This window comes from Bacteroides sp. 4_1_36, assembly GCF_003466325.1.
In the GTDB taxonomy this organism is placed as follows: Bacteria; Bacteroidota; Bacteroidia; order Bacteroidales; family Bacteroidaceae; genus Bacteroides; species Bacteroides uniformis.
Genome location: NZ_QSOX01000026.1, coordinates 1 through 24,598 on the forward strand (window position 1 = coordinate 1; position 24,598 = coordinate 24,598).

Here is a 24,598-nt window from a genome sequence, read left to right on the forward strand (position 1 = left end):
CGGATGCAAAGGTAAGAACTTTAAAGCATATCCTCCAAATATTTTCGGAAGTTTTTTTTTATTTTTTCTTTTTTCTGTATTTTCAAATCCTTTAAACAAGGATAAGAAAAGCAAAACAAGAAAAGTTCTTTTTCTTTGCGAGTCGGACTGCAAAGATAAGGAGAATTATTAATAAGTTCCAAATGTTTTTCGAAAAATATTTTTATCTCTTTTTATTTCTCTGTGTCACCTTCCACACTTCTGTTTCAGTATTTCAATCTTACCACTTTCCTTCTCTTGGAAAGCGGGTGCAAAGGTATAGGATTTAACAATACAAGCCAAACATATCTATCATTTTTTTTAATAAAAATGAAACTTTTTTGTAACTTACTGATTCATAAATGCATTTCGCATGAACAATTTTGAAGAAAGGAAAAAGAGAGAAAATAACTATACATTATATATATACGTGCGCGCGAAGAGCATGAAGAAAGAGAATAAAAACATTTTATAAGCATGCCGGATTGGGTGGTGGCGGTTCTGTCAGTATAGTCGCCGCATCAAAGCAGGGACATTGTTTCACCCACTCTTCCGGCTCTATCTCCCCGTTATGGTTCAGGTCGGGGCTCAGGTCGCGGTGACCGCAAAGCCGGGAACCGGGATAATCCTTCAGCAGCAGCAACACAAGCACACGCAGGGAGTGCTTTTGAAAAAGGGTGCGTGTATCGGCAGGGCGACCGCACTCGTCAAGACCGCCTTCGTAGCAGACACCGATGCTACCTGCATTCCAACCCCGGACATGGGCACCAGGCAGGGACAAGGGACGCAGGGACTTGATGTCACCGTTCTTGCGGATATAAAAATGATAACCTGCGCCGGAGAAGCCCCGGCGCAGGTGGTCTGTCGTCAAGTCGTGCTCCGTATAGCAGCGGTCGCAGCGGGTGGCGGAACAATGGACGACGATAAGATTGATGAATCTCATGAGAATTAAAAATTAGAAATTAAAAATTAAAAGTGAAGGAAACCCGCTACACTGTCATGGCATGGGCGCTCAGGGCACCAATAAGCGCGGAGGCTACAGCGATTATCACTTTCAGAATCTTATCCCAAACAGATGATTTTGTACTCATAAAATTAAGGATTAATAGTTAAGAATTAATGGTTAAGGATTAGTGATTAAGGATTAAGGGCTAATGATTAATGGTTAATCATTAGGGATTGATTAGCGATAAGCGATTTGCTTGTGTTCATTAACCATTAATCACTAACCCTTAATCATTCCTTCTTTATCCCAGCGGATTTTCGCCCTGGTCGCCGTCGTCGCCGGAGCCGCCTCCGGAACCACCGCCTTGATTGCCGCCACCGGAGCCGCCCTCCTCGGGCTTGTCGAGCACAAAGCCCACATTCGCCGGGCTGCGGGTCACGGCGGTACTGCCGTTCACCAGCTTCAGCTCCTTGTCGGGGATAAAGCGGATATTCACCTTCGAGATATTGCGCACCGTACATTTGTCCGAGGCCTCCATGCCGGGACAGCGGAACGTCATGTGGAAAGTGCCCAGCTGGTTCAGCTTCACCTTGTCGCCGTTGGCAAGGTTGCCTTGAATCTCCTCCACCAGGGCTTCGATGACGTGCTTCACGTCGCCCTTCGTCATGGCACAGTTTTTCTGAATGGAGGCGGCAAGGACATCGATGTCCACGGTGCCGCAGGTCTTGGGTTTCTGACGGAGATAGTACAACATGGGCGAAGCCGGGTTGCTCACGATTTTACGGCGCTGGAAGCGCTCTACAATTACATCCATAAATTTGAAAAGTTAAGGTTTAAGTTAAGAAAAATGAGTTATAAGAGAGAAGTGGGTAAGGGAAGGGATAGGGCGCCCGAATCAATGATTATTCCTTTTCTTAAGCACATTACAAAGATACAACATTAAGAAGCGGAAGTCAAGTGTTTTGCCATTTTTTTTACTACAAAAAACACGGAGACACAGAGTTTTTCAAGCAATAAGAAAAATCTCCGTGTCTTTGTGTCTCTGTATTCTATAAATTTCCATCCATCACTTTGCATTCCTCGTCAGCCACTCCAATGGTGGTATGTAGTCCACCAGTTTTGTCATGCTTTGGTTATGATGGAAATAGACTTCACCGGTTTTGCCATTACGGTGCTTGGCTATGATGACGATACCCAGGCCATCGGTGGGATAAGTACTCTTCTTATCGACGGTCTTGCCGTAGAGGGCAGGGCGGCAAAGCAGCATTACCATATCCGCATCCTGCTCTATGGCGCCGCTCTCGCGCAGGTTGCTCAGGGTGGGGCGATGGTCTATGCTACCGTCGCTCGCCCGGTTCAGCTGGCTCAGCAGCAGTACGGGGATATCCAGCTCCTTGGCCAGCAGCTTTGCCTTGCGGCTTGCCTGCGCCACTTCCTGCTCGCGGTTACGGTTTTTCTGGTCACTCCTCATGTCACATAGTTGCAGATAGTCCACAATCACCATGTCACAGCGATTCTTGCTCTTCAGCAGGCGGGCGGAAGAACGCACGCGGTCCATGCTCGTCATCGGATGGTCGTCTATCAGTATGGGCAACCGCGACAACTCGGCAGACGCCTCATGCACCTGCCTCACCTCGCCAGGTGTGAGCTGGCCGCTACGCAGGTGTTGCGGGTCTACCCCCTCCGTAGCTGCAAGCAGCCAGCGGTCTCCCAGGCGCTCGCCTTGCATTTCGAGGCTGAAGACCACCACATGACGCCCCGCCATGGCAGCGGCACGGGCCAGGTGGAGGGCAAAGGCCGTCTTCCCCACCGACGGACGGGCAGCAAGGATGTTCAAGTCGCCGCGCTGCCAGCCCGCCGTAACGTGGTCCAGAGCGTCAAAACCCGTAGGGATACCCGTAATGCCGTTGCATCCGTGCTCCATACGCTGCTCCACCTCGGCCAGCGTGTCGTCCATCAGCCGGTCTATGGAGCGAAGGTGGTCGGCTACGCCGCTCTCGTCCTCCAGCCCCTCCAGCAGTCGATGGGCTTCCACCAGGATGTCGTCAATATCCATCGACTCGTCGGCACTGAACGCCAGCAGTTGCTGGAATCCCGTACGCATGATACGCCGCGTGTGCAATTGCCTAAGGATGAGCGCATGATACTCCAGATGAGCACTGGAGCTGACCTTCGAGCTGATGCGTAACAGTTCGTAAGGCCCGCCCACGGCATCGAGTTTGCCACGGGCTGCCAGTTCGTTCTTCAGCGTGATGGTATCTATGGACTTTGCGCTGCGATACATCGATTGCAGGGCGGCAAAAATTTCCAGATTCTTCTCCTCGTAGAACATCTCGGGACGAAGTTTGTCCACCACCAGAGGCATGGCAGCGCGCTCTATCATGCAGGCACCGATGACAGCTTCTTCGAGGTCACTGTCGTGGGAAAAAGTAGTTTCAGTCATCATATTCATTTTCAAAAGATTTGTCCGCCAGATAGGTGGCGGCTTGTTTACAATATTTTTGGTTGTTCAGATGGTCGTAATATTCGTCGATGTTGTCCAGTGCCCGCTGTTTCTCGCCTGCCGTCAATTTTTTCCATTCGCGACGGGCCCGGCCGATGTTTACCTTGGGATGCTCGGTGATGTCATGAAACTTTTCCCAGAAGATGCAGAAGTCCTCTCCCACCCCAGCCACCGGCGCTGCCTTCTTCTTCCGCGGGGCTGCTTTAGGACGGGCATTGCCAGTAAGGAAATCATAATCGGGGATACGGATGTGCATCACGTAGGGGTTGGCCACCCGCTCCACGATGCCGGCGTCGAACATCTTGTTGAAGAAGTAGCGCGTACGGTTGCGGGGCCACCCCAATATCTCCATCCAGCGGGCCAGGGAAAGTACGGACTCGCCACGTACACAGTCGAAAAGGTGTCCCCTGACGTTGCAGGTCACCGTGCTGTAGTTGACGTGTGTCAGCACAAAGACAAAGGCTTCGAAGGCATCGGCGGCTTTCTCTCCGGTTTTCATATTCATTTGTTCCTCAAACAAGGCTTTGGGGAAGAGGAGATAGCCTTTCTTCAGCATCTCCGTTGTCATGGGTCTCATTTCTTTTTCCATTTTTGTCTATTCTTAATTCGATAATGCGACAAAGGTAAGGGACCAGCCAGGGGGATACAAATAAGCAGTTAGAATCGGCTAAAAATTAATGAAATACATAAGGTGGCGAGAGAGGGGTTCACCTCATCCTCCACCACCCTATATAATAATATACTAAAATAATCAGAATGTATTAGAAATACATTCTCTATTTCGCATATTTTTTAGAGACCAGAAGATACGGATTTTTCACGGTCATATCCTTCACGTGGTCGGGCATCCCCCAGTAGCTCAGGAGGATGCCTATCTGTACGGGGGTGAGGTGGGCAGTCCTGGCGGTATAGCCCTGGTCCGTCAGATCCTTCAGCAGGCAAGCGTGTTCCGCAATGGAACGGCGCAGGGCCTTTACGGCCGAGCAGGCATACGCGTAGTTTGGGTAATAGGCCACTGCCACATCTGCAATGCGATGGCATCCCTCGAGCAGCCATTCAAAACTTTGTTCTTTTATCATTTTGCATATATTTATTAATAAAACATGTTGCAAAGTTAGAATGGGAGGGAAAACTGGGAAAGTTCGAGTGGCAATAAGAAAACTTGCTCAAGAAAAATGAATGTGTCAAAACGGTTGATGACACACCCTCACTGTCTTATTGATAAAAGCAACACTTTCATACTATAATAGGGAAGCACACATTTTGCGTATTTCATGTAACTTATCGGTCAGCGATTTTTCTTTAAGAGAGACAGCCATATTATATCTCGCCTGCCTATTAACGAGGAGTTCCGCACTAATCCCTAAGGCTGCTTCTACCATAAGAGCGAAGTCACTGGTTACATCTCCCTCTCCCTCTTGAAGTACCCCAGCACCGTGGCCGGTGTAAGACAGCAGCGTTCCACGCTTTTCAGGCGGCTCTGAAAAGTATATCGGGAGCATAGCACAAGGCAGAACCAAGTATAGTTCAAGCTACGGTGCAAGCGGTGCTGAAGGTGGTCGAAAAAACGGGAAACACGGGCAAAGAAGCTAGCGATACGCTCGCGGGGAACAAAACGGGAAGGCTGTGCGGCAGCATTACGGGAGCGCTTGGCGGTACGTTCCATCTGTGCAAGGGTATACTCCAGTTGCTCGATGTCATTGCGGGTGTTCTCCATGGTTTGTTCCAATTTCTCGCGTCGTGCCTGCTGCTTGGTATATCGTTCTTTTCTGTCAGCGATTCGATTTTTGAGGTCTTCTGCGGTGAGGTTTATTCCTTTGTTCTGGATTGATTTCATTATAAACGTCTGTTTTATAGTTGTTTGTCTGTATATAAGTTCACGAAAACACATCATCCGTCTGCACCGAATGCATAATGCATAAAGGGCAAACGGATGATATATCAGGAGCAAATGTACGATGAATATTGCAGATAAAGTTCTTAATGACCATTAAGTCTTGTTATAAAACATGATATTATCTACTGCAAATTTGGAGATTATCAGAAAACACGTACCTTTGCAATGTGTTTTTCATAGTATTAGATTTAAGGTTAACAAAAGATTGGCTGTCTGGGATAGATAGCCTTTTTTTATGCCCGCACCATTCGATTCATCCAATTAGTATCAATTCACTTTATACAACTTTTTAACCCACCAAAAGTGTTTTTAAACCCCAAAAGTTGTAGATTATAAATACTATGTTTATATTTGCAACATGAAAAAAGCGCTCGAGAAAATGTAGTATCTACAACTCGTCTGTGAAGTAGGTGGCGGTTGTGATATAGACAGCGTTCATAAGACAAACAAGCAAGCAATCTACAACAATAAAAATATGAAAGTTAGACTTATGACGAAAGTTAGTGCTGCAACCCTCATTTCAGCAATTGCCTGCAGCATATTCACGGGATGTACCGAAAAAGACCTATACAATCCCGAACGTGGAAAAACAGAACTAAAGCCGGAGAGCGAATACTTTGACTTTGCAACAACAGCCCAGGTAGCTTTTGACGTGAATTATGGAAAAATCGCAGGAGGCGCATTAATAGAGGTGTTTACAGAAGACCCCATCACCTATCAGACAAACAACCTCTACTCCATCAACGGCGAAGCGGTTTTTAAAATCTTTGCAGATGCAGACGGACGCTTCACCGGCAACGTAGAACTGCCCAAAGCGACAGAAAAGGTATATATCATCTCACAAAGTTGGGGAGCCCCCATGTATGTGGAAGCAGATGTGGAAAATGGCAAAGTGGTGGTAGATATGACCGAAAATAATGCCAACACCCGCTCAACTGCCATGACACGTGCAAAATCCAACCTGACTATCGACCTAAAGGATAGGAAGGAACGGGTATACTCCATCGTTGGATGGGGACAATCTCACGGTGAGATTATTGATAATAATGACATTGTAACTACGGGAAATTTCAATGACGGAACTTTAAAGCAGTTACAACACACACTGTGGAAAGGTTATGACAGCAAACCCAGCAATCTGGACAACAGAGCTTTGGTGAGCGATACAAAGCATGTGAACACCACCATTGCCCAAGCATATATCAACAACCAGGGACAACACGTAACGATTACCGATGCAGAACTGTATCTGACCTTCCTGACCGAACGTGCCGGTTACCTGACTTCCATCGGCTATTATTACTACAAGACCAATGACGTTCCCAACAGCCCTGACAAGGTAGACAAATTCATTATCATCCCTAATGCATCCATTGCAGGAGACGACCCATATACCGGACGAGGTAGTAACAAGTATTCCCAATCTGCCGCTCCTATAGAGAGGAATACAAAAATACAACTTCTGTATCAGGACGAAAACGGTAATGTCTCCACCAAATTCCCGGCAGGATATACCATAGGATATTTCATCATCCCCAATGGATATACCCCCAATAAAGGTATCGACTACTCTATAAATTATATATATTCCAATAAAGAATGGAACAAGATATATGCAGGCCAACAAGCTCGCTTTATCTCCCTCTCCACCAGCAACGGCACGGTAGTCTACGGAGTAGAAGATGGCGATGATACCAGCTACGAAGACATACTGTTCTGTATCGATGCCAACCCCAATGAAGCCATTCAAGACCCGGACCGTCCGGTCATAGACCCGGAAGAGCCTACGGTGACGAGCTCCGAAACAACCTACCGCACGTATGCCTACGAAGACATCTGGCCCAATGGCGGTGACTATGACTTGAACGACGTGATTATCGAACACAAACGGGCCATTTCATTCAACAGCAACAATTATGTGCTGAAGGTGGAAGACACCTTTGTACCCGTACAGAAAAGTGGTGCCGCCACATACTCCAACGCATTTGCCGTGCAATATGTGGCCAGCCAGCGAGGCAGCATAGAACTGCCTGCCGGAGCAGTCGATGAAACAGAGACCTCTTCTGTCATCCTATTCCCCGATGCAAAGTCTGTGCAGGGCAACGAATTTACCGTAACCCGTACATTTGCAGACAACACATTGCCTAAGAAGAATCTGGAGAGCGACTTGAACCCGTTCATCATTGCCCAGTATACAGCCGGAGCCGACAACCGGACAGAAGTGCATCTGCCCAAGAAGAAAGCGACCGGTAAAGCCAACGCAGAGCAAATCGGAGCCGAAGACGATGCCTACTACATCAACAAGGACGGCAAATATCCATTCGCCATCATGCTGCCGGCCACAACCGGCACGGAAGGCCCCATCCGGTTCACTCCGGCAAAGGAAACCGTACGCATCGACCTGGAGTATCCCGATTTCGCCAAATGGGTAGAGTCCAATGGTGCCACCAATAATGACTGGTATCTCTACTACCAGTCGTCCAAAGAGTGAAATCCTACGACATTGCTTAAAGAAGAGCCGCGCAATAGTTGCATTTGCGCGGCTTTTTCATGCATGACCATTACCGTTATGAAATTATTTTTTCTACATTTGCATCCGCTAAAAGGAAACAAAACCGCATCAGGCTGAAAAAAACATGAGGAATACATCACCCGCCGCACCTACCATCCGCTTCCGCCGCTGGAGCAGAAAAGCCTACGCTGCATTTGCCAGCATAGGACGGTGTGTCACCATCGGTTGCCTGCGCAAAAGCGTGGCAGACAGCTCTCTGTCCAAACAGAAGACTGCGGGAACCGCCGGACATGCCGGATGCGGGGAAGAGAGTACCTGGAAAGGAGAAACGGAAGGAAGGGAAACCGACACCGGCATTCCGCTGGGTAGCAGCAGCGTCCTGACAAGTATCCTCACGGAGCCGGGAACGAACCGGCACATTCTTTTTGAAACACAATTCATCCGCCCCTGCGGGAATACGGGCGGACAAGACACATATAGCCTGAAACAAAAGAGAACAAGAGGTACGGATTACCGGAAGCCATGCAGCAGAATGACGAGCTGCACCGCCCCGGCAATCCGTACCTCTGTCTTTATCCATGAACATAACCCAAGAAAGATATGACCCTACAGAAATTAAAGGAACAAGTGCTGCGCGGCAGCCACATCAGTAAGGAAGAAGCCGAATGGCTGGCTGTGCAACCCGACAAGGAAGCGCTATACGAAGCTGCCCACGAGATAACCCGGGGCCTGGCCTCGGAGGAGTTTGACATGTGCTCCATCATTAATGCCAAGTCCGGACGATGCCCGGAAAACTGCAAGTGGTGTGCACAGTCGTCGCACTACAAAACCCAGGCAGACGTGTACGACCTGGTGGACAAAGAAGAATGCCTGCGGCATGCCCTGCATAATGAAGCCCAGGGCGTGGCACGTTTCTCGCTGGTGACCAGTGGACGGAAGCCCTCCTCCAGAAACATGGAGAAACTGTGCGAAGCCGCCCGGCACATGCGCCGGCACTCGTCCATCCAGTTGTGCGCATCACTGGGACTGCTCAACGAAGACGAAATGCGGGCACTGCACGACGCAGGCATCACCCGCTATCACTGCAACCTGGAGACAGCCCCCTCCTACTTTCCCCAACTGTGCAGCACGCACACGCAGGAAGAGAAGCTGCGCACCCTGCAAGCCGCCCGCAACGTAGGCATGGACATCTGCAGCGGCGGCATCATCGGTATGGGCGAGAGCATGGAGCAACGTATCGAATTCGCCTTCACACTGCGCGAGCTGGAAGTACAGTCCATCCCCATCAACCTCCTGAGCCCCATCCCCGGCACACCGCTGGAACGGCAGGCGCCACTCAGCGAGGAGGAAATACTGACCACCATCGCCCTCTTCCGCTTCATCAACCCGACGGCTTTCCTCCGCTTTGCCGGAGGACGCTCGCAACTGAGCAAGGAGGCCGTGAAGCAAGCGCTGCACATCGGCATCAACTCTGCCATCGTGGGCGACCTGCTGACAACGCTCGGCTCGAAAGTGTCGGAAGACAAGGTGCTGATAGAAAATGCCGGATACCGGTTCTGCGGCTCGCAGTTCGACAGAGAGCACCTATGGCACCCCTATACCTCCACCACCAACCCGCTACCGGTGTACAAGGTGAAGCATGCCGAAGGCGCCACCATCACCCTGGAAAGCGGAGAAACACTCGTAGAGGGAATGTCGTCGTGGTGGTGCGCCGTCCACGGGTACAACCACCCTACACTGAACCGGGCGGCAGAGGAACAGCTGGGCAAGATGTCGCATGTGATGTTCGGAGGGCTGACACACGACCCTGCCATTGAACTGGGCCAGTTGCTGCTACCGCTCGTCCCGCCGTCCATGCAGAAGATATTCTATGCCGACTCGGGCTCGGTGGCAGTAGAGGTGGCCTTGAAAATGGCCGTGCAGTACTGGTATGGCAAGGGAAAGGCGAAGAAGAACAATTTTGTGACTATCCGTTCGGGTTATCACGGGGATACATGGAATGCCATGTCTGTCTGCGACCCGGTGACGGGCATGCATTCGCTGTTCGGGGCATCATTGCCGGTGCGCTATTTCGTGCCGCAGCCGCGCTCACGCTTCCACGGCGAATGGGATGAACGGGATACGGTGGAACTGCGGAAACTGGTAGAGGAGCATCACGAGGAACTGGCAGCGCTTATCCTCGAACCTGTGGTGCAGGGCGCTGGCGGCATGTGGTTCTACCACCCCCAGTACCTGCGCGAAGCGGTACAGATATGCAAGGAACATGGCCTGCTGCTGATATTCGATGAGATAGCCACGGGCTTCGGACGGACGGGAAAACTCTTTGCCTGGGAGCACGCGGGTGTAGAACCGGACATCATGTGCATAGGAAAGGCCATAACGGGCGGATACATGACGCTGTCTGCCGTACTGACGACGAATGAAGTGGCGGATACCATCTCCAACCATACACCGGAGGTGTTTATGCACGGACCCACCTTTATGGGGAATCCACTGGCATGCGCCGTAGCGTGCGCTTCGGTGAAGCTGCTGACCTCGCCCGAATACGACTGGCAAGGCAAGGTGACTCGCATCAGCCGGCAACTGCAAGAAGAGCTTGAACCGGCACGCCGATTACCGCAAGTGACGGATGTACGTGTGCTGGGAGCCATCGGGGTGATTGAGACAAAAAAGCCCGTAGACATGGCGTGGATGCAAAAACGCTTCGTTGAGGAGGGAATCTGGGTACGCCCGTTCGGAAGATTGGTATACCTGATGCCTCCGTTCATTATAGAGCCGGAACAGCTGAGGAAGCTGACGGGGGGATTGATGAAAATTATAAGAATGTGCTAATATGCTAATGTGCCAATTGGCTGCGCAATGTTTACGCTGCGCTATCACGCCGCAGGTCATTGGCATATTAGCACATTGGCACATTAGCACATTAAAACCACATTGGCACATTTTAAAAGAATTATGAATGCAATAGAATATATGCAGCAAGAGCTGCAAACATTGAAAGAACACAGCAACCTGCGCCGCCTGCCGCAACTGACACACGAGGGACGCACGGTTATAGCCGATGGCCGGCATATGCTGAACCTTTCGTCCAACGACTACCTGGGCCTGGCTGCCGACCGCCAGCTAAAGGAAGAATTCCTGCAGACACTGACACCGGACACCTTCCTGCCGACTTCCTCCTCCTCCCGCCTGCTGACGGGGAACTTCGGGATTTACGAAGAGCTGGAGACGGAACTCGCCACACTTTTCGGCACAGAGACAGCACTGGTGCTCAATAGCGGCTATCATGCCAATATGGGGATTCTACCCGCCGTGAGCGATACACAAACCCTGATACTGGCAGACAAGCTGGTGCATGCCAGCATCATCGACGGCATCCGCCTATCCACCGCACGCTGCATCCGCTTCCGCCACAACGACCTGGTACAACTGGAACGCCTGCTGGAACAACACCATGCAACATTCCGGCAATTGATTATCGTCACAGAAAGCATCTTCAGCATGGACGGTGACCAAGCCGACCTCACGGCATTGGTGCGTTTGAAAAAAAGATACTCCAACGTACTGCTCTATGTGGACGAAGCCCATGCATTCGGCGTAAGGGGACTGCGCGGTCTGGGCTGCGCCGAAGAAACCGGATGCATCCGGGATATAGATTTCCTCGTGGGCACCTTCGGCAAGGCAGCGGCGTCTGCCGGCGCATACATCGCCTGCTGCCGGACGATACGCGAGTATCTCGTCAACCGGATGCGAACCTTCATCTTCACCACGGCATTGCCTCCGACAAGTATTGCCTGGACACTGTTTATCGTGCGGAAACTTGCCGGAATGCAGAACCGCCGCGAGCATCTGGCAAGAATCGGCCGGACGCTGCGCGAAGCATTACAAGCCAAAGGGTACGGATGCCCCAGCGCAAGCCATATCGTCCCACTGATTATCGGCCCCAGTGCCGACACCGTGCTGTGTGCAGAGCTGCTGCAGAGGCATGGGTTCTATGCACTGCCGGTGCGCCCGCCCACGGTGCCCGAAGGAACATCACGCATCCGCTTCTCATTGACAGCGGACATACGGGAAGATGAGATTGGAGAACTGATCCCCCTTATTCCCCTAAAGGAAGAGAAGAATACTAACGCTATACGATTCTAAAAACAGATGAAACAAAGTTACATTATACACGAACATCATCCCCGGCTATTGCTGTTCTTTGCCGGCTGGGGAGCCGATGAGACTCCTTTCAAAATGTATCGTCCGGCAGCCAGCGACTTCATGGTGTGCTATGACTACCGCACACTGGATTTTGACGCCTCCGGACTGGAAAAATACCGCGAAATCAACCTCATCGGCTGGTCTATGGGGGTATGGGCGGCTTCGCAGACCATGCCACAGCTCTCATCGCCAGGTACGTCCGGCGAAGGTATCCATATGGCAAACAGCATCGCCATCAACGGAACACCCTACCCCATAGACCAGCATATGGGTATTCCACCCGCCATCTACCACGGGACATTGGACGGACTGACCGGGGCTTCACTGCACAAATTCCTCCGCCGCATGTGCGCCAACGGAGCAGCCTTCAAAGCTTTCCTGGAAATCACTCCCCGCCGTCCGCTGGAAGAGTTGAGAGATGAGTTGACGGAGATTGAGAAGATGTACCACACACTGCCTGCTGCCACCTTCCACTGGCAGCAGGCAGTAACGGGAGGCAACGACCGCATCATTCCACCAGCCAACCAGCTGCAAGCCTGGGAAACACTCGGCACCCCCGTGCTGCAAACGGAGGATGCCCACTATCAGGAAGAGTTATTCAGACATTACCTGCAAGACCTATGGACAAGCCACTGAACCCGATGGACAAACAACTGATAGCCTCCCGCTTTGCCAAAGCCCGGAATACCTATACCCGGGAGGCCCGCGTGCAGCAACAAGTCGCCGAGAAGATGATGCAGCTCATAAAGGAACCATACACACGTTTCCGCCGTGTCGTAGAGTTTGGCTGCGGAACGGGAAGCTACTCGCGTATCCTCCTCCACACCTTGCAACCGGAAACCCTGCTGCTGAACGACTTGTGCCGGGAAATGGAAGAGTGCGTCAAGGAACTTTGCGACGGCACTACCGTGCAGTTCGTCCCCGGTGATGCCGAAGCCATCGACTTCCCCGGAGAAACCGACCTGATAACCTCGTGCTCCACCCTACAATGGTTCAACGACCCAGGTGCTTTCTTCACCCGCTGCCACCAAGCACTGGTGGCAGACGGCCTGCTTGCCTTCAGCACCTTCGGCACCACAAACATGCACGAAATACGCCAACTGACGGGGCATGGGCTGGACTATCTCTCCGTTGAGGAGCTGCAAGCCCTGCTGTCTCCCCACTTCGATATTCTCCATGCCGAGGAAGAGGTAGTAACCCTGCCCTTCCCCACCCCTCAGGCAGTGCTGAAGCATCTGAAGCAAACCGGAGTGACGGGAACGGAAAAAAGGATATGGACGCGCAGCCGCCTGCAATCCTTCTGCAAAGAATACACAACCCGGTTCAGTGATGCCGCAGGCAACGTAAACCTGACCTATCACCCCATTTATATCATCGCACGAAAAAAAACAAAATAATGGAAACAAAAAACATCTACTTCATCAGCGGCATTGATACAGATGCCGGAAAAAGCTATTGCACCGCCTGGTATGCCCGTGAGCTTATGCAACGCGACCTGCGCGTCATCACCCAAAAGTTCATCCAGACCGGCAACACCGGCCATTCCGAGGACATCGACCTGCACCGCCGCCTCACCGGAACCGGCTACCTGCCGGAAGACAAAGAGGGGCTGACCATGCCCGAGATATTCTCCTACCCCTGCTCCCCCCACCTCGCCGCCCGCATAGACAAGCGCCCGATAGACTTCGAAAAAATAGAGCGTGCCACCAGGGAACTTTCCCATCGCTATGATACCGTGCTCGTAGAAGGCGCCGGCGGTCTGATGGTTCCCCTTACCGAAGATTTCCTGACGATAGACTACATTGCGGAGAAGCAGTACCCGCTTATCTTTGTCACCTCCGGAAAGCTGGGCAGCATCAACCACACCTTGCTGAGCTTCGAAGCCATCAAGAACCGGGGCATCGCGCTCGATACGGTACTCTACAACCTCTATCCCACGGTAGAGGACAAGACTATCCAGGAAGACACGATGAAATACATCAAGCAGTATTTGTCCAAGCACTTTCCCGGAACAAAGTTTGAGGTAGTGCCGGAAATTGTGTAAATTTGCAGCACATAAACGTCCTACTGCACATGGAAGCATTCACATTAGATTCAACTGAAATTATCGTACTCGCTACGGCGGGTGGTCTGTTCCTTATTCAAATTATCTACTACCTCTGTCTCTACAACCGTATTCATGCGCGCAACCGTGCCGTGAAGCAGGGAGACACGCACTTCACCCAGGAACTGCCCCCCATATCCGTCATCATCTGCGCCCGCGAGGAATCCGAGAATCTGCGCCGCAACCTGGGCGCCGTGCTGGAGCAGGACTATCCCCAATTTGAAGTCATCGTCATTAACGACGGCAACACCGATGAGAGCGAGGATTACCTGACCATCCTCGAGGAGAAATATCCCCATCTCTACCACAGCTTCGTGCCCGATTCCTCCCGCTACATCAGCCGCAAGAAGCTGGCCGTGACGCTTGGAATCAAGGCCAGCAAATATGAATGGCTGGTGTTTACCAATGCCAACTGCATGCCCCAAAGCAACCAATGGCTGCGACTGATGGCACGCAACTTCACATCACGTACCCAAGTGGTGCTGGGATACAGCGGCTACGAACGCGGAAAAGGCTGGCTGCACAAACGGGCGGCATTCGACAATCTGTTCACCTCCATGCGCTATCTGGGATTTGCCCTGGCAGGCAGCCCCTACATGGGCATCGGGCGTAACCTGGCCTACCGGAAGGAACTCTTCTACCAACAGAAAGGATTCTCCGCACACCTCAACCTGCAACGGGGAGACGACGATTTGTTCATCAACCACGTGGCTACCCCGGAGAACACGCGGGTAGAAACGGATGCCAATGCCATTGTGCGCATGCAGCCGCTTCTGCGTACCAAGGACTGGAAAGAAGAGAAAATAGGCTACGCCTCCACAGCACGGCTGTATCATGGAATGCAACGCTGGCTGGCCGGTTTTGAGACCCTGACCCGCCTGGCATTCCACGCATCCTGGATAGCCGCGATGGTCATCGGCATTCTGCACTTCCACTGGCTGGCAGCAGGCGTCGCTTTTCTTTTGTTCCTGTTCCGTTTCACCATGCAGGCAGTCATTGTCAACAAGACTGCCCACGACCTGGAAGAACAGCGCAGATATTACTTCACACTACCGGCTTTCGACCTATTGCAGCCGATACAGTCTTTACGTTGGAAATGGTACTGTCTGTTCCGCAAGAAAAGCGGTTTTCTGAGAAAGTGATTCTCTTATTCGTAACGGATGGAAGTTGCCGGATGGATGCGTGTAATCAGGAATGATGGGCCCAGCAACATCAGGACCGAAGCCAGCAATGTGCCGGCATTCAGCAGCAGGAACAGCCAGATATTGAAAGATACCGGAACAGTAGCCATATAATAGGTTTCAGGGTCGAGCTTGAACAAGCCGGACCAGCGCTGCACAAAATAGAATGCAAGGCCGATTATGTTCCCCCAGAACATGCCTTTCCCGATGAGGAAGACCGAAAACCAAAGGAAGACTTTACGGATGGTAAAGTTGTTGGCTCCCAAAGACTTCAGCACGCCTATCATGGAGGTACGCTCTATGATGATAATCAGCAGGCCGGATACCATGGTGAACCCCGCCACCCCAATCATCAGAATGAGAATGACCCAGATGTTGACATCCAAGATGCCCAGCCAGGCAAAGATTTGGGGATTGAGCTGCTCTACATTGCGGACGCAATACTCGGCACCATAGCGGTCGGGATTCTCGTCCGTATCGACAGCTATCTCATAGGTGGTTTCTTCCAGCTTGTCATAATCGCGTATTTCCAGCTCCACACCGCTCACCTGGTCCGGCTCCCAGTTGTTCAGGCGATTCACCAGATAGAGGTCGGTAAGCAGGAATAGGTTGTCGTATTCGGAGAAGTTGGTTTGGTAGATACCTACAATCTTCAGGCGGCGAGCACGCACATCGTCCTGGATGAAGTAGGTGTCTATCTTGTCACCGAGTTTCAATTGCAGCTTGTTGGCAAGAGACTTTGAGATGACTACGCGGTTGGACGAAGCGGAATCGCTGAATTGCGGAAACTCCCCCTCCAGCAGATGGCGGTGGAAAAAGGTGCTGTCATACTCCTGCCCCACACCTTTCAGCACCATTCCCTGAAAGGCATCGGCGGTCTTTATCATCCCCGGCTTGGTGGAGTAGCGTTGTACATGCTTCACTTCGGGATAATCGGAAAGCGCAGCCATCATGCTGTCGCCCACCACCACCGGGCGCGTCTCATAAGAGCGTGCAGCATCCAGGTTGCCTATCTGGATATGGGCACCGAAACCCACGATTTTATCCCTTACCTCGCTCTTGAAGCCAACAATGACGGACACGGCAATAATCATCACCGCCAGTCCGAGAGCAATACCCACCATGGCAATAAGGACAGCCGGACGGGAAACTTGCTTGCCCGGCTCCGAGTTGCGATAAATGCGCAACGCTATAAAGCGAGATAAGTTCATGGGTCATTATTTTTTAGGCGCAGATTACACGGAAGATTTGAAACAAACGTCTTTATCTTAAGTTTTCCGTGTAATCCGCGTAATCCGCGCCTAATGAATTATTTCATTTTATTCGGTTCGTCCTGGATAGGCTTCCAATGCTTTTTGCAATACAAACAAGGCGCGGTTCAAGTCGTCTTTCTTCAGTACGTATGCGATACGCACTTCGTTGCGACCGGAACCCGGCGTAGTATAGAATCCGGACGCAGGCGCCATGAATACCGTCTGTCCCTCGTATTCGAACTCCGACAGACACCAGGCACAGAACTTGTCCGAATCATCTACCGGAAGCTTTGCCACCGTATAGAATGCTCCCATCGGGATGGGCGAATATACGCCCGGTATACGGTTCAATCCGTCAATCAAGCATTTACGGCGTTCTACATATTCATCGTATGTGTCGCGCAGATAATCCTCATCGGCATCCAGCGATGCTTCTGCGGCAATCTGGCCTATCAACGGAGGACTGAGACGCGCCTGGCAGAACTTCATGACAGCATCCCGGATTTCCTTGTTCTTCGTTATCAGGGCACCGATGCGGATGCCGCACTCCGAATAGCGCTTGGACACGGAATCAATCAGCACCACATTGTTCTCAATGCCCTCCAGATGGCAGGCAGAGATATAGGGAGAACCCGTATAAATAAATTCACGGTACACCTCGTCCGAGAAGAGGAACAAATCGTACTTCTTCACAAGGTCGCGAATCTGGTTCATTTCACGGCGTGTATAGAGGTAACCCGTAGGATTGTTGGGATTGCAAATCAAAATAGCACGCGTGCGCTCGTTAATCAACTCCTCGAACTTCTCTACCTTGGGCAACGAGAAACCCTCTTCGATGGTCGTGGCAATGGTGCGTATCTTGGCTCCGGCAGAGATGGCAAACGCCATATAATTGGCATAGGCCGGCTCGGGAACAATGATTTCATCCCCCGGATTGAGGCAAGCCAGGAAAGAGAACAACACCGCCTCCGAGCCGCCGGAAGTGATGATGATGTCGTCTGCAGTCAGATTGATATTGTACTTTGCATAGTAACCCACCAACTTCTCGCGGTAACTGCGATATCCCGCACTGGGACTGTATTCCAGAACTTTCCGGTCGATGTTCCGTATCGCTTCAATCGCGACTTCCGGAGTAGGCAGGTCGGGTTGACCGATGTTCAGGTGAAATACATGTATACCCCTCTGCTTGGCAGCATCTGCCAGAGGAGCCAGTTTTCTGATAGGAGATGCGGGCATCTCCATTCCGCGAATAGATATTGTTGGCATGAGGTTTATTTACTATTTGACGATTTATGATTTACTATTTAATAGAGTATTTATAGGTGATATTGCTATCACTTTATCATTAAAGTTGCAAATGTAGCGAATTATTTGAAACCAAAAGGAAGGCAAGACCATAAAAACTTTAAAAAACTTATCTATCGTAAAAACTCTATGATATGTAAACAGAAACTTGTATCTTTGAAAAAGCAAACGAGCCAAGTAGAATCAATTGTAAATAGTAAATAGTCAAATAGTAAATAACACCATGGTCATCAACCTTATAACTTTTGCTTCCATACTGCATAAACAAGCATCAGTCCGTAGCTCCCACGAAGTGATATTGACTGAATTGGAAAAATATTTTACCGTCAACTTCATTGATTACAAAGACATAGACAAGTTATCACCCGATGACTTCAGTATTATATTCATTGCCACCGGAGGTGTGGAACGGCTGGTAATCCAGCATTTCGAATCCCTTCCCCGCCCCGCCATCCTCTTGGCAGACGGCATGCAGAACTCACTGGCCGCCGCTCTCGAAATATCTTCCTGGCTGCGCGGCCGGGGAATGAAAAGCGAGATTCTTCACGGAGAGCTCCCCGAGACCATCAAGCGTATTTTTGTCCTGCACAGCAATTTCGTGGCACAACGCAGCCTTTTCGGCATGCGCATCGGCGTAATGGGCACTCCGTCCAGCTGGCTCGTTGCCAGCAATGTGGATTATCTGCTTGCCAAACGCCGCTGGGGTATCGAGTACACAGACGTCTCATTGGACCGCATTTACGAATACTACGGACAGATAACGGACGACGAGGTGGGCGAAGCATGCGCTGGACTGGCAGGAAAAGCGCTTGCCTGCCGAGAGGCAAGCCCCGAAGACATGATAAAAGCCATGCGGCTGTATCGAGCCATCAAGAGGATTGTAGAGGAAGAGCGACTGAGCGCCATTACCCTCAGCTGCTTCCGCCTGATAGACCAAACGGGAACCACCGGCTGCCTTGCCCTTGCCTTGCTGAACGACGAAGGAATCATTGCCGGATGTGAAGGCGATTTACAATCCGTCTTCACCATGCTGGCCGTAAAAGTGCTGACGGGGAAAAACTCCTTCATGGCCAATCCTTCCATGATAAATGCCCGTACCAATGAAATCATATTGGCACACTGCACCATCGGCATCGCACAAACGGAGCAGTTCATCATACGCAACCATTTTGAGACGGAAAGCGGCATCGGTATTCAGGGAATCCTGCCGACGGGAGATGTAACCATCGTAAAATGCGGAAGCGAAAGCCTGGACGAATATTACCTGAGCACCGGCACGCTTGTTGAGAATACAAACTACATCAATATGTGCCGCACCCAAGTGCGGATAAAAATGAACTCCCCTGCCGACTATTTCCTCAAGACACCGCTGGGCAACCACCACATCATGCTGTATGGCAATTACGAGGATATATTGGAAGAGTTCCTGCAAGCCAATGCCTGCAAACGGATTGAATGATTACTCGTTCGCATCCGGTATCACCACCTCGAAACGCGTTCCTTTTCCCAACTCTGAGGAGACCGAGATAGAACCATGCAGGCGGTCTACGATGGTCTGGCAAATGCTCAGCCCCAAACCGGCGCCCTGCGTAAAGCTGTCTTCTTTGTAAAAGCGTTCGAAGATATGTTTCTGGGCGTCTTCAGAGATACCGCTTCCCGTGTCTTCGACAAAGATGGTGGTATATCCTTCCCGGTTCGTGACATAGCCGAAGGTGATGCTGCCCGTTACCGTGAATTTCTTGGCATTGTTTATCAGGTTGTTCACGACCTGCTTCAAGCGGACGGAATCGGTGATGACCAATTTGTCTTCCCCTTCCGGAATCTCTATACGCAGCTCTACATCCCGAGGCATACTCAGACGCTGGGATTCATGGACCTCCTGCATGATGAACGCCAGGTTGAATGCTCCGAACTTAAAGTCCATCGTGCCCGATTCTATGCGCGAGAGGTCCAGAATATCGTTTATCAACGCCAGCAGCAATGTACAGTTGATGTTGATTGTTTCGACGAACTGCTTTACCTCTTCCGGAGAAAAAGCGTCCAAATCCTTCAACAAATCCGAGAAGCCGACAATGGCATTCAAAGGGGTGCGTATCTCATGGCTCATATTGGCAAGAAACGCAGATTTGAGCTTGTCGGCCTGCAAGGCACGGTCACGTGCGGCAATCAAGGCCTCTTCCGTATCCTTGTAACGCTGGATGCTCTGGCATACTCCCAATACCATGTATGGGGTATCAACCGTCAGTCCGTCATAAGCGGTACTGCGAAACTCCCACCATTCATAGCTCCCGTCCACACTCTTCAACCGGAAACTCATCCGTGAATTGATTTCATTACCCAACAGAATGGCATCAAAATTCCTGCGCGTATGCGGCAAGTCTTCCGGATGTATAAGGGCATCCATCTCATCACGCGTCAGCAAGTCCGTATCACCTATATACCCGAAACGGCGCAGCAATCCACCTGGGAAATGGAAGCGGTTCATACGCATGTTGTACTGCCACGGATAAATGGAGCTCTCCTCCACCGCCATGTTGAAAAAGCGCCTCTGCATCTCCTCTTCGGAAATATTGCGGCATACAATCGCCATTCCCGTCATCTTTTCATTGGCAAAGATAGGTACCACCTCGCCGGAAACGGGAAAATACGTTCCCTGATGATTCTCCTGCATGAAGGCTTTCTCCGGAATAGGAATAGGGCTCTTGCCGGTACGTACTTTCTTCAACAAGTCCTGCAGGATATTTTCTCCATTCATGTAAATCCTAAAAATGGAGCCGGCCATCTGCCCTTCATAGAAACGGGACGTATAGGTCTCGGAAGAAAGTCCCAGCATCTGTAGCAACGGACGGTTGACAAAATGGATGCGCAGGTCGGTATCATACGTAATCAAGCCGTCGCGAATGGAACAGAAGATATTGTCGAACTCGTCGCGCTGCTCCACCAGGCGGTGCTGTATCAACAAGCGGGTCTGGGCATGTATGCGCTTGCGCGACTCCCTGCGGTTGGCACGGAAAAGCCAGGCAACCAGCAGCACCAATGCCCCGACAATCAGCGAATAGAACAGAATGAACCAGACACGGTAGCGCTCCACCAGCGGTATATTCAAAACAATGCCCTTGCTCTCCGCACGGTTCGTGTTCACGCGAAAAAACTGCAACTGTTTGTAATCGAACAGTAGCTTGCCCCCAAAGTCCTTTACTCCCAATGAAGCGGGCGACTTGCCCTTCAAAATACTTGCAGCCTGCCGGCCGGCGGCAAAGGCATCCTCTCCGGGAACGGCATCGTACACACACAGAACACCGTTCGTCATAGCCAGGTTCTGGCTGGTAAACACGGGGGCCTTCAACTTCAAGGAAAGAAAGGGAATCCATTTGGGAGCAATGACAATATGCTTGTAGGCATTGTAGTCATAGCAAATGGAAGTGATGATAGAGTTCAAGGACTTGGCCTGCACATTCAGCACTTTCAACTCATGCTCCGGATAGTTGCTCTTTATGCGTTCCCAGGATTCCTCCACAGTCTTAACCCCTTTAAGGCTCAGGAAACTGCTGTCGGACAGACAGACCAACTCCCTGCGGGAAGGAAACATGCGGACAGCCGCATCCAGCAAGACATCGAAATCCGTTTTCGAAACATAGCCGGAGACGTTGGGCATTCTTTCAAAGACTCTCTCATCCGGGTATTTGATACCCGAAACCACTACCGGTATCTGATAAGGCAGGGAATCACCGCAATGGGTCAATGTGAAGAAAGCCTCATCGCTGGAGGTCACAATCAAGTCCGTTTTCCGTTGCCTGGCACGCTCGCAGATGCGGCGCATGATGAAGCACTCAGAAGCGAAAGACCAGTAATCGGCATTCAGATATTCAGTAGTGATATTGGCTTTAACTCCCCCCTTGTCCAGTCCGTTCTCCAAATTTTCTGTCAGAAGGCTGTGCCAAGGAGTATTTTTTGTATAGGACTGTATGAAAAGTACATTGTACGTACGTTCCGTAGCCGAAAGTGTTCCCGACATCAACCACAACAAGCCTGCAAACAATGGAAAGAAAAGGCGTTTCATCATAATATAGATTTTGTATACTCAACGCAAAACTCTTATTCGTCACGCAAATATACAAGTTATATTGAGAATGAGCACAGATTATTCAAAAAAAACTCACTCATCGTGCAATGCTTCGGCAGGCTGTACCTTCATGGCCCGTGAAGCCGGATACCAGATTCCTGCAATCACCATCAATGCCATCAATATCCAGACAATAGAAACGCATATGACAAATCTCCCCCAAGTGGCATCCGTGGCTTCCGTAAAAGTGACATCTGCCATAACCATATTGATACATATCATCAAAGCGGGGATGGAAGCAAGTGCCAACAGCAGCAACCCTTCACCCAGCAATTGCCAGCGTATTCTTCCGCGGCTGCTGCCCATGGCCATGCGCAAAGCAATCTCGCTGCGGCGATGGCGGGTACGGAACCAAAAAGTTCCCATCAGCCCGATGAATACATTGAAAACAAAGAATATCACAATGAGCCTTGCGCTGCGGATATACGGGGTGATTCCTTCGGCAGCATCCCGCTCTATCTTCTGGTCCTTATAGCTCTGTATGTCGAAAAGATAGAATGGAGCGACCTGCAGCTGCGACATCATATCCTGATAAAAACGAGCTGCAAAATTATCCGTATCCGCCTCCGGACGTATCCGTAGGGAGATGAACGGGAGGTACTGGTCCTCATAGAACCAACCGGGGAAAGGAGTCAGGACAAAAGGTCCGTAACGGGCATAGTCATCCGTCTTCTGCAAGGCACAGACTGCAGAGACACGGTAACGGAGACCTCCGCTGTAATAATCCAGAAACTCGCGGCCCACCGCCCCGGCACTTGTCTGAAAAAGACTGTCTGCCAAATCACGGGTCACCACGGCAGGCAGAGGACTGGCAGTGGAATTCCAATCCGAGACATTCCCCTGCAACAGCGGAATGCGCATGACGTCGAAATATTCGGGAGACACATAGCGCACTGTAGTCTCGACAACATGCACGCTGTCCGTCGTATACCCCTGGTAAACACGCCCGCGGGTATAAGTATCGGTACCCAGCCACGTGGCAGCACTTTCCACTGCAGGATATTGCCTGATACGCCGGAGCACTTCCTCCATCGGCTTGAACCAGAAGGTCTGCAGGCTGTCTTCCGACGTGCACGGCACTATCTGTGTGGGATTGCAGGAAATCCTTATCTTATAGACATGCTCCAAATCATACCCCTTAGGCTGCCGTTCTGCATGGGCAAAGCCATAGAGTACATCCACACAATACCACATCAATGTAAATACAATCAACAGCTCGGCAAACAGCCAGCCGTTACTGCGGCGCTGGTTCCATATCTGGTGTAAAATAGAATGTATCATACTCGTTACTGTTTTAATTGGGATTCGTTTATCCGCTCATTCTCCGCCAAGAACCTCGGCTATAGGGCGACGGGTGGCATGCCAGGCAGGAATAAACACAGAAAGCAGGTTGAACAACAGACACACCACCAATACAGCCACGAAAACCGCAGGACGGAGGAAGAGCCAGACGCTTACATCAAAATTCGTTCCGGGAGCACCATCGCCAAGCATCCAGTCCTTACCCAGCCATAGGAATATGCACGAAAAGAGAAAACCGAGCAATGCGCCGGCAAATGCCAAGGCCAGGTTCTCGCGGAGCAACTGCACCATCAAGGTAGAACGGCTGGCGCCGTATGCTTTCCTTACCGCAAGCTCAGCCATGCGACGGGACATTTGCGAAGATATAAGTCCGCTGACATTGATAGCGGGCACAATAAGCAATATCAAACCCAGGATGATGCAGGTTACGGCAGGACTCATCGTGTCATTACGGAAGAACTGCCGTTCCGTATAGGTGCTGAGGTCGGGAAGCTCCAGTTCATATTCGACCAGTATCTCGTTGAAGCGGGCAAGCGACTGTTCTATCTGTCGCTTGAGTTCCTCTCTGCCGACACCGGGCTTGACAAGGGCCACAGCCTCGAAATCTCCCCGTAGCCCTTCACTGCCCAGACCGGAATCCCGGGTGGAATAAGGCATCCACAACTCTCCATAGGCAAATGTGAACAGAGAGCTCACATCCTTGGTGACCCCGACAATGCGCTTAGGGCGAAAGTTGACAAAATAATTTTTGCCAATGGCTGCTTCGGCAGACCCGAAAGCTTCGCGAGCAAGCTGTTCGCCTATAACCACGACATCCCGGCAAGCATCGAACTCTTCGGTACTGAAAAGACGGCCCGCCACAAGAGGGATATCGTAGACACGCCAATAGTTCAAATCCACCTGACGAACCGTACGGCGCATTCCCCGCGCGGGCGATTCCCCACAATATCTAAGATAGGTAGGTCCCAGATAGGTGACAAGTTCTGCTCCCGGAAGTTCCTTAAAAATAGCGTTGACAGCCCGATAAGACATACCCGTATTGGAATTGCTGCGGTCGGACTTACGGTAAGAGTATCCATAAGAAGAATATACCATACTACTGCGGTGCGACTCGGGAGCCAAGTCAGCCGTCTGGATGTCATACACCATGTAAATGACCATGACAAAGGTGATGCTCACTGCCGTACCGATGACGGAAACAGCACTGAAAAAGGGATTCTGGCGGATAAGAGCTAAAATTTGTTTCAT

The 24,598-nt window shown here is 50.9% G+C and carries 21 protein-coding genes; 9 read left to right on the plus strand and 12 right to left on the minus strand.

Features of this window, described 5'->3' with window-relative positions; all coding sequences use genetic code 11:
• Window positions 1–487: 487 nt before the first annotated feature.
• The 7 genes from DXD65_RS18505 to DXD65_RS18535 all read right to left on the minus strand — a co-directional run bounded on the left by DXD65_RS18505 (window position 488) and on the right by DXD65_RS18535 (window position 5,304).
• Entirely contained in the window at window positions 488–961 is a 474-nt protein-coding gene (locus DXD65_RS18505) for an N-acetylmuramoyl-L-alanine amidase (RefSeq protein ID WP_035448724.1), read from the minus strand.
• A 46-nt stretch (window positions 962–1,007) separates the two neighbouring features.
• Window positions 1,008–1,109 carry a smalltalk protein gene (locus DXD65_RS21040; protein WP_005837396.1) on the minus strand — a complete coding sequence of 34 codons (102 nt, stop codon included), beginning with the start codon at window positions 1,107–1,109 and terminating at the stop codon, window positions 1,008–1,010.
• A gap of 156 nt (window positions 1,110–1,265) precedes the next feature.
• Window positions 1,266–1,778 (minus strand): HU family DNA-binding protein, encoded by a 513-nt coding sequence (locus tag DXD65_RS18510; protein ID WP_005837397.1) that lies wholly within the window; start codon window positions 1,776–1,778, stop codon window positions 1,266–1,268.
• Window positions 1,779–2,030: 252 nt separating this feature from the next.
• Window positions 2,031–3,410: a replicative DNA helicase gene (gene dnaB / locus DXD65_RS18515; protein WP_022400564.1), complete on the minus strand. Its 1,380-nt coding sequence runs from the start codon at window positions 3,408–3,410 to the stop codon at window positions 2,031–2,033.
• Entirely contained in the window at window positions 3,400–4,056 is a 657-nt protein-coding gene (locus tag DXD65_RS18520) for a hypothetical protein (protein ID WP_005831106.1), read from the minus strand. Before DXD65_RS18520 ends, dnaB begins: the two co-directional genes overlap by 11 nt.
• Window positions 4,057–4,243: 187 nt before the next feature.
• Window positions 4,244–4,546 carry a DUF4248 domain-containing protein gene (locus DXD65_RS18525; RefSeq protein WP_005831107.1) on the minus strand — a complete coding sequence of 101 codons (303 nt, stop codon included), beginning with the start codon at window positions 4,544–4,546 and terminating at the stop codon, window positions 4,244–4,246.
• Between the two features lie 320 nt (window positions 4,547–4,866).
• Window positions 4,867–5,304, minus strand: coding sequence for a hypothetical protein (locus DXD65_RS18535; protein ID WP_057097918.1), 438 nt, complete (start codon window positions 5,302–5,304; stop codon window positions 4,867–4,869).
• Window positions 5,305–5,839: 535 nt separating this feature from the next.
• Between DXD65_RS18535 and DXD65_RS18540 the strand changes: the two genes are divergently transcribed.
• The 8 genes from DXD65_RS18540 to DXD65_RS18580 all read left to right on the plus strand — a co-directional run bounded on the left by DXD65_RS18540 (window position 5,840) and on the right by DXD65_RS18580 (window position 15,328).
• Window positions 5,840–7,855: an LruC domain-containing protein gene (locus DXD65_RS18540; RefSeq protein ID WP_057252824.1), complete on the plus strand. Its 2,016-nt coding sequence runs from the start codon at window positions 5,840–5,842 to the stop codon at window positions 7,853–7,855.
• A gap of 145 nt (window positions 7,856–8,000) precedes the next feature.
• The gene (locus tag DXD65_RS18550) at window positions 8,001–8,480 is read left to right on the plus strand and encodes a hypothetical protein (protein WP_005837403.1); all 480 of its coding nucleotides are present in this window, start codon (window positions 8,001–8,003) and stop codon (window positions 8,478–8,480) included.
• The gene (bioA, locus tag DXD65_RS18555; protein WP_117887857.1) at window positions 8,477–10,708 is read left to right on the plus strand and encodes an adenosylmethionine--8-amino-7-oxononanoate transaminase; all 2,232 of its coding nucleotides are present in this window, start codon (window positions 8,477–8,479) and stop codon (window positions 10,706–10,708) included. The genes DXD65_RS18550 and bioA overlap by 4 nt, the downstream gene beginning before the upstream one ends.
• A 123-nt stretch (window positions 10,709–10,831) precedes the next feature.
• Window positions 10,832–12,022: an 8-amino-7-oxononanoate synthase gene (locus tag DXD65_RS18560; RefSeq protein ID WP_057252821.1), complete on the plus strand. Its 1,191-nt coding sequence runs from the start codon at window positions 10,832–10,834 to the stop codon at window positions 12,020–12,022.
• Between the two features lie 6 nt (window positions 12,023–12,028).
• Window positions 12,029–12,718, plus strand: a complete 690-nt coding sequence (locus DXD65_RS18565; protein ID WP_057252819.1) for a pimeloyl-ACP methyl esterase BioG family protein — start codon at window positions 12,029–12,031, stop codon at window positions 12,716–12,718.
• Window positions 12,703–13,479, plus strand: a complete 777-nt coding sequence (gene bioC / locus DXD65_RS18570; protein ID WP_057252817.1) for a malonyl-ACP O-methyltransferase BioC — start codon at window positions 12,703–12,705, stop codon at window positions 13,477–13,479. Before DXD65_RS18565 ends, bioC begins: the two co-directional genes overlap by 16 nt.
• Window positions 13,479–14,126: a dethiobiotin synthase gene (gene bioD, locus DXD65_RS18575; RefSeq protein WP_057252815.1), complete on the plus strand. Its 648-nt coding sequence runs from the start codon at window positions 13,479–13,481 to the stop codon at window positions 14,124–14,126. Before bioC ends, bioD begins: the two co-directional genes overlap by 1 nt.
• Window positions 14,127–14,155: 29 nt before the next feature.
• Window positions 14,156–15,328: a glycosyltransferase gene (locus tag DXD65_RS18580; protein WP_057252813.1), complete on the plus strand. Its 1,173-nt coding sequence runs from the start codon at window positions 14,156–14,158 to the stop codon at window positions 15,326–15,328.
• Between the two features lie 5 nt (window positions 15,329–15,333).
• Here DXD65_RS18580 and DXD65_RS18585 read toward each other — a convergent pair whose 3' ends face one another.
• Together DXD65_RS18585 and DXD65_RS18590 are read right to left on the minus strand one after the other, a co-directional pair.
• Window positions 15,334–16,578 carry an ABC transporter permease gene (locus DXD65_RS18585; protein ID WP_057252811.1) on the minus strand — a complete coding sequence of 415 codons (1,245 nt, stop codon included), beginning with the start codon at window positions 16,576–16,578 and terminating at the stop codon, window positions 15,334–15,336.
• A gap of 108 nt (window positions 16,579–16,686) precedes the next feature.
• Window positions 16,687–17,886: a pyridoxal phosphate-dependent aminotransferase gene (locus tag DXD65_RS18590; RefSeq protein ID WP_008664735.1), complete on the minus strand. Its 1,200-nt coding sequence runs from the start codon at window positions 17,884–17,886 to the stop codon at window positions 16,687–16,689.
• A gap of 262 nt (window positions 17,887–18,148) precedes the next feature.
• Between DXD65_RS18590 and DXD65_RS18600 the strand changes: the two genes are divergently transcribed.
• The gene (locus DXD65_RS18600; RefSeq protein WP_005831144.1) at window positions 18,149–19,384 is read left to right on the plus strand and encodes a fucose isomerase; all 1,236 of its coding nucleotides are present in this window, start codon (window positions 18,149–18,151) and stop codon (window positions 19,382–19,384) included.
• Here the strand turns inward: DXD65_RS18600 and DXD65_RS18605 are convergent, their stop codons facing one another.
• The 3 genes from DXD65_RS18605 to DXD65_RS18615 all read right to left on the minus strand — a co-directional run bounded on the left by DXD65_RS18605 (window position 19,385) and on the right by DXD65_RS18615 (window position 24,598).
• Complete coding sequence (locus tag DXD65_RS18605; protein WP_057252808.1) at window positions 19,385–21,988, minus strand: PAS domain-containing sensor histidine kinase; 2,604 nt, start codon at window positions 21,986–21,988, stop codon at window positions 19,385–19,387. It abuts the gene before it with no gap.
• A gap of 93 nt (window positions 21,989–22,081) precedes the next feature.
• Window positions 22,082–23,329, minus strand: coding sequence for an ABC transporter permease (locus tag DXD65_RS18610; RefSeq protein ID WP_005831148.1), 1,248 nt, complete (start codon window positions 23,327–23,329; stop codon window positions 22,082–22,084).
• 36 nt (window positions 23,330–23,365) lie between these two features.
• Entirely contained in the window at window positions 23,366–24,598 is a 1,233-nt protein-coding gene (locus DXD65_RS18615; RefSeq protein WP_057258693.1) for an ABC transporter permease, read from the minus strand.

Coding starts and splice junctions, on each gene's coding strand:
- DXD65_RS18505 (WP_035448724.1), bottom strand. CDS start 961: ATGAGATTCATCAATCTTATCGTCGTCCATTGTTCCGCCACCCGCTGC.
- DXD65_RS21040 (WP_005837396.1), bottom strand. CDS start 1,109: ATGAGTACAAAATCATCTGTTTGGGATAAGATTCTGAAAGTGATAATC.
- DXD65_RS18510 (WP_005837397.1), bottom strand. CDS start 1,778: ATGGATGTAATTGTAGAGCGCTTCCAGCGCCGTAAAATCGTGAGCAAC.
- dnaB (WP_022400564.1), bottom strand. CDS start 3,410: ATGATGACTGAAACTACTTTTTCCCACGACAGTGACCTCGAAGAAGCT.
- DXD65_RS18520 (WP_005831106.1), bottom strand. CDS start 4,056: ATGGAAAAAGAAATGAGACCCATGACAACGGAGATGCTGAAGAAAGGC.
- DXD65_RS18525 (WP_005831107.1), bottom strand. CDS start 4,546: ATGATAAAAGAACAAAGTTTTGAATGGCTGCTCGAGGGATGCCATCGC.
- DXD65_RS18535 (WP_057097918.1), bottom strand. CDS start 5,304: ATGAAATCAATCCAGAACAAAGGAATAAACCTCACCGCAGAAGACCTC.
- DXD65_RS18540 (WP_057252824.1), top strand. CDS start 5,840: ATGAAAGTTAGACTTATGACGAAAGTTAGTGCTGCAACCCTCATTTCA.
- DXD65_RS18550 (WP_005837403.1), top strand. CDS start 8,001: ATGAGGAATACATCACCCGCCGCACCTACCATCCGCTTCCGCCGCTGG.
- bioA (WP_117887857.1), top strand. CDS start 8,477: ATGACCCTACAGAAATTAAAGGAACAAGTGCTGCGCGGCAGCCACATC.
- DXD65_RS18560 (WP_057252821.1), top strand. CDS start 10,832: ATGAATGCAATAGAATATATGCAGCAAGAGCTGCAAACATTGAAAGAA.
- DXD65_RS18565 (WP_057252819.1), top strand. CDS start 12,029: ATGAAACAAAGTTACATTATACACGAACATCATCCCCGGCTATTGCTG.
- bioC (WP_057252817.1), top strand. CDS start 12,703: ATGGACAAGCCACTGAACCCGATGGACAAACAACTGATAGCCTCCCGC.
- bioD (WP_057252815.1), top strand. CDS start 13,479: ATGGAAACAAAAAACATCTACTTCATCAGCGGCATTGATACAGATGCC.
- DXD65_RS18580 (WP_057252813.1), top strand. CDS start 14,156: ATGGAAGCATTCACATTAGATTCAACTGAAATTATCGTACTCGCTACG.
- DXD65_RS18585 (WP_057252811.1), bottom strand. CDS start 16,578: ATGAACTTATCTCGCTTTATAGCGTTGCGCATTTATCGCAACTCGGAG.
- DXD65_RS18590 (WP_008664735.1), bottom strand. CDS start 17,886: ATGCCAACAATATCTATTCGCGGAATGGAGATGCCCGCATCTCCTATC.
- DXD65_RS18600 (WP_005831144.1), top strand. CDS start 18,149: ATGGTCATCAACCTTATAACTTTTGCTTCCATACTGCATAAACAAGCA.
- DXD65_RS18605 (WP_057252808.1), bottom strand. CDS start 21,988: ATGATGAAACGCCTTTTCTTTCCATTGTTTGCAGGCTTGTTGTGGTTG.
- DXD65_RS18610 (WP_005831148.1), bottom strand. CDS start 23,329: ATGATACATTCTATTTTACACCAGATATGGAACCAGCGCCGCAGTAAC.
- DXD65_RS18615 (WP_057258693.1), bottom strand. CDS start 24,598: ATGAAACAAATTTTAGCTCTTATCCGCCAGAATCCCTTTTTCAGTGCT.